3 protein-coding genes and 1 pseudogene are annotated in these 4,579 nt (G+C 58.0%); all 4 read right to left on the bottom strand.

What is annotated here, in order from left to right:
• Nucleotides 1-183, bottom strand: a 183-nt coding sequence (gene tnpA, locus VMU57_RS20955) for an IS200/IS605 family transposase (RefSeq protein ID WP_325386997.1), incomplete at its 3' end; no start/stop codon positions are given.
• A 31-nt stretch (nt 184-214) separates the two neighbouring features.
• Nucleotides 215-688 carry a hypothetical protein gene (locus VMU57_RS20950; protein ID WP_325386995.1) on the bottom strand — a complete coding sequence of 158 codons (474 nt, stop codon included), beginning with the start codon at nt 686-688 and terminating at the stop codon, nt 215-217.
• 291 nt (nt 689-979) lie between these two features.
• Nucleotides 980-4,195 (bottom strand): error-prone DNA polymerase, encoded by a 3,216-nt coding sequence (locus tag VMU57_RS20945; protein WP_325386993.1) that lies wholly within the window; start codon nt 4,193-4,195, stop codon nt 980-982.
• Nucleotides 4,188-4,579 (bottom strand): annotated as a pseudogene (locus VMU57_RS20940) (DNA polymerase Y family protein); the annotation flags it as partial. The pseudogene VMU57_RS20940 and the gene VMU57_RS20945, both read right to left, overlap by 8 nt.

Below are 4,579 nucleotides of genomic sequence, written 5' to 3'. Positions count from 1 at the left end.
ATGGTCGGCCAGAAGATGCCCTTCTTCAATGCGGCACTCCTTCTGCTCGGCCAGTTTACGGAGCACCTCGCCCAAATGCTTGCGAAGGCTCCCGTACAGCACCTTGCGCCGGCATTTGGGGATAAAAACAACGTGGTACTTGCACTCCCACTTGGAGTGGCTTAAGCTCTCATGTTCGTCCATCCCGGTTTCTCCTTGAAGTGTGCTTGGCGGCTCACCTCTCGGAGTTTCTTGGATGGACTCCCGCAAATGTCAAACTGCTACTGCCACCCCGGCAGAGCCGGGGGAACTCCCGTTTGATTAGATCACACGCCCCTTTTTCAACGACCAAATCACTGTCATTGTTGGGAAGCGGGAGCCTTGCGCCGCCGCCGTCTACCGTGACGAACGCCGCGCGGTACACCCAAGCGTGATTGAAAAATATGTCCAAATAGTCACCGGAGGCGTGTTTGTCCGGGAACTCTCTAACCCATGCGGCATCGTACTTCTCTCGCCACTCTAGACCCCACTCCATCGAGATTGAGACATTCGGGATGTACACTGCAAAGCCGGTGTGTGCCTCGGCGTGGAGAGTAGAGGACACCCGTTCAAAACTGAACTGATGATGGAAGGTTTGCTCTCCAGTATTGACATTCCAGTCTTCGCGTGAAGATCTTGCAATCAAAGACAACATCTCGCGCAAATCCATGACCTTTCGCCTTTCTCTTTGGAACTGCAGACCTGAAAACGCGTTTATTGCAGTTCGCTGCACATACAAGGAGGACTTCTCGTGTCGTTCTATGACTGAAGGGGACGATGACGGCATTCTCAGCGGTTTGGACTTACTACCCCAAATGAGACTTCGTCGATTTACACCAAATCTCGATGCGCTCACCGAGAAATGGATCCTTCCCCTGTAGTCGGCCAGCGTCCAGCGATTTTCTCCTCCTGAATCGAGACGGGAACTCACGAGCCACTAACACAACTTGAGTTGAGGCGATCAGTGGAAATCGTGAGACCGGACATCCAAGCTCGTGACGTTGAGCGGTGCAATATGTTGCGCCTTCACATGAATGACGCCGTCCTGATTCTGCAAAGGCCCTTGCACGAGTAGGAATCTGTTTCGGGTGACGACCAGACGATCGCGTTCATAGAGATCTGGCGTGACGATCACATTAGCGATTCCAGTCTCGTCTTCAATCGAGATGAAGATGAATCCTTTGGCTGTACCCGGCCGCTGCCTCGCGATCACACAACCTGCGGTCCGGACGAACACACCGTCGCGGCCCCCTCGCAGATCCTGTGCAGACAAGATTCCTCGTAATTGTAGCTCGCGGCGTCGATAGTACATCGGGTGTTGGCCTATGGTGAGGCTTGTTCCGGCAGAATCTGCAACGAGGCGTTCCTCAGTGTTCATTTGCTGAAGCGGCAGGCTCCGACTCTCTTCGCTGAGCCAATCGCTCTGTTGCCGCAGGAGCGGGCCTTCGGGCTTTCCGGCCCATTCCACCTGCCACAGCTCATCGCGGCGATGAGCGATTCCGTCAATTTGATTGAGGGCGCCGATGCGGGCCAGCAGCGTGAGCTCCTTTCGGTTCAGCGATGGAACCCGGAGGGCGAGATCGTCAGCCGAGCGAAACGGGCCGTCCTTCTCGCGGGAAGCGGTTAGCACATCCGCAGCTTGCTTGCGCAGACCTTTGGCATAACCCAGGCCTAGCCGCAGCGTGAGCGCGCCACTCTCGTGTTCTACCGTGCATGCCCAATTCGACACCTGAACGTCGATAGGCTTCACCCGCAGGCCGTGCCGTTGAGCGTCCTTGACCAGCACCGCGGGCGAATAGAAGCCCATCGGCTGATTGTTGAGAATGGCACAGGTGAAGGCGGCCAGATATTTCACTTTGAAGTAGGCGGAAGCATACGCGATCAGGGCGAAGCTGGCCGCATGCGATTCTGGAAAACCGTACAGCGCGAATGAGCTGATATGTTGCACGATGGTATCCTGCGTCTTCGCGTCGATCCCTTTGACAGTCATGCCGGCACGGAGCTTGCCTTCGAGATTCTTCATGCGCTCCCACGAACGGCGCATGCCCACGGCTCGGCGTAGCTCTTCGGCCTCAGCTCCCGAGAAATTCGCGACCGTCATCGCGATGCGCAGGACTTGCTCCTGAAAGAGCGGCACGCCGAGCGTCCGCTTCAGGACAGGTTCGAGCGAAGGATGTGGATAGGTGACCTCTTCTTTCTTTTGCCGGCGCCGCATGTAGGGGTGCATCATTTGTCCAACAATCGGGCCAGGCCGGATAATCGCGACCTGCACGACCAGGTCGTAGAACTTCTCCGGATTGTTCCGTGGCAGCGATGCCATCTGCGCGCGGCTCTCGATCTGAAACATGCCTACGGTGTCGGCCCTTTGCAGAACACCGTAAATCTCGTTGTCTTCCGGCAACTGCGCGAGATCGACCCGGTCGCCGTAGTGCTCGGGAATCAGCTCCAGACAATCTTTGAGCACCGCCATCATCCCCAAGCCGAGCAGGTCGACCTTGATGATGCCGAGATCGGCGCAGTCCTCCTTGTCCCACTGGACAACCGTGCGGCCCGGCATCGAAGCCCGCTCCAAAGGAACCACCTGGTTCAACTGACCCTGGCAAATCACCATTCCTCCTGAGTGCTGGCCAAGGTGACGCGGCAGATCCTGGATGCGCATGCAGAGTTCGAGGTACTTTGCGATCCGCGGATGATGGATGTCGAAGCCCGCATTTTGAAATGAGTGTGCCATGGTGTCGTTCTTGCCGCGCCATTCCCAACTGCTCACGAGGCTGGAGAGACGGCCGAGAGATTCAGCGTCAAAGCCCAAGGCCTTGCCGACTTCGCGCGCAGCGGACTTGCCGCGATAGGTGATGACGTTGGCGGTCATCGCCGCGCCCAGTTCGCCGTAACGCTGATACACGTACTGAATCGCCTGCTCCCGCTTCTCTTCGGAAGGCAGGTCGAGATCAATGTCCGGCCACTCTCCACGATTCTCGTTCAGGAATCGCTCGAAAAGTAGTTCCATCCCCACAGGGTCGATTGCTGTGATTTCGAGGGCATAGCAGACGGCCGAATTGGCCGCGCTCCCGCGACCCTGGACGAGTATGCCGTTGCGCTTGCAGAATTGAACGATATCCCAGACGATCAGAAAATATCCTGCAAACCCGAGCTTGGCAATCAACGCCAGTTCATGCGCGACTTGCTTCCTGGCCCGTTCAAGCAGGTCCTGATCATTCTTCGGTCCATAGCGGCGCTGTACGCCTTCTACTGTACGTTTCCTTAAAAAACTGTCCATTGATTCGCCATCCGGCACCGGGTAGCGCGGAAACTCATATCCGAGGTCGCTCAACTCAAACCTCAGACGCGAAGAGAGTTCAACGGTGTTTCCCGTGGCTCCCGAGACATCCCCGAACAACCTGGTCATCTCGCGCGCCGAACGTAGGAAACGCAAACTGTTGAGCGCGAGAAGACGCCCTGCCTGATCGAGTTCGGCGTGGTGGCGGATCGCGGTGAAAAGATCCAATATCTCCCGGTCGTAAGCCGTTGCGTGGCGCACGCCATTGGTCGCCAGCAGTGGCAACTTCAGAGATCGGGCGATGCGGATGGCCGCCTGATTGCGCCACTCTTCTTCCCGCTCCTCATGACGTTGCAACTCTACGTAGACGTTTGCCGGACCAAAGAGGCGGACGAGTTGTTCGACCGCTTCGCGGCCTGCTTTTTCGCCGCCGCACATAAGCGCCGTGGCCAAAGGGCCTTCATCGCCGCCAGTGAGACACACCAAGCCCGAGGCGTACTGCGCGAGGTCGTCCAGGTTCGCCGCACCTTCCTGTTTGGTTGTCTCCCGCATCTTGAATTGAGTAACCAGTTGGCAGAGGTTCTGGTAGCCCTCGCGCGACTCGCAGAGCAGAGGCAATCGTGCGGGCTCAGCGAGATGCTGGTGCGGAAGCCAGGCGGGCGGAGTGAGCCGCGGGCCCAGGCTCGAAACTGAAATCTCCGCTCCGATATGCGCACGAACCTCATTTCGTTTTGCACTCGTATGGAACCGGGCGGAGCCGTATAAGCCGTTGCGATCGAGGAGCGCCATTGCCGGAATCCCTAGTGCCACCGCCCGCTCAATCAGTGCCTCGGGTTGAGAGGCGCCTTCGAGAAAACTGAATGCGCTGGCAGCGTGCAGCTCGATGTAGCGCTCAGTCATAGAGGCCCGCTATCTGCCAGCAATTGTGCATGAGGTCACGCACCATGCAGCAGCAAAGGATCTCGCCGTCTCGTGCTCGCGCAACCACGTCCCACTGCTCCAGCCCCCAGAGCGTCTGGTTCCACCAGTCGCCGCTGGTCCGCCAAGGTCCATAAGCGCGTTCCACCGTAAAGAGACACCCGCGAAAGATGAACTTTGTTGGCCGCCGATCTCGCAGAGTGACGGAAGCCGTCTCTGAGGGATGCGGCTGCCGCATCGCGGCGCGCTGGGGCGCGGTGACGACGGCGCTCGAATCGTTTGTCGGCACCGCAAAAGGTTCTATGCGAAATCCCTCCGGCCCGTGCGTGTCCAGAAGCACAGCGCGGCCCACATTCTCCTCGCATA

This window comes from Edaphobacter sp. (assembly GCF_035532915.1).
In the GTDB taxonomy this organism is placed as follows: Bacteria; Acidobacteriota; Terriglobia; order Terriglobales; family Acidobacteriaceae; genus Edaphobacter.
The sequence above is the reverse complement of the archived record's forward strand: the minus strand, read 5'-3'. Positions and strand labels throughout refer to the sequence as shown.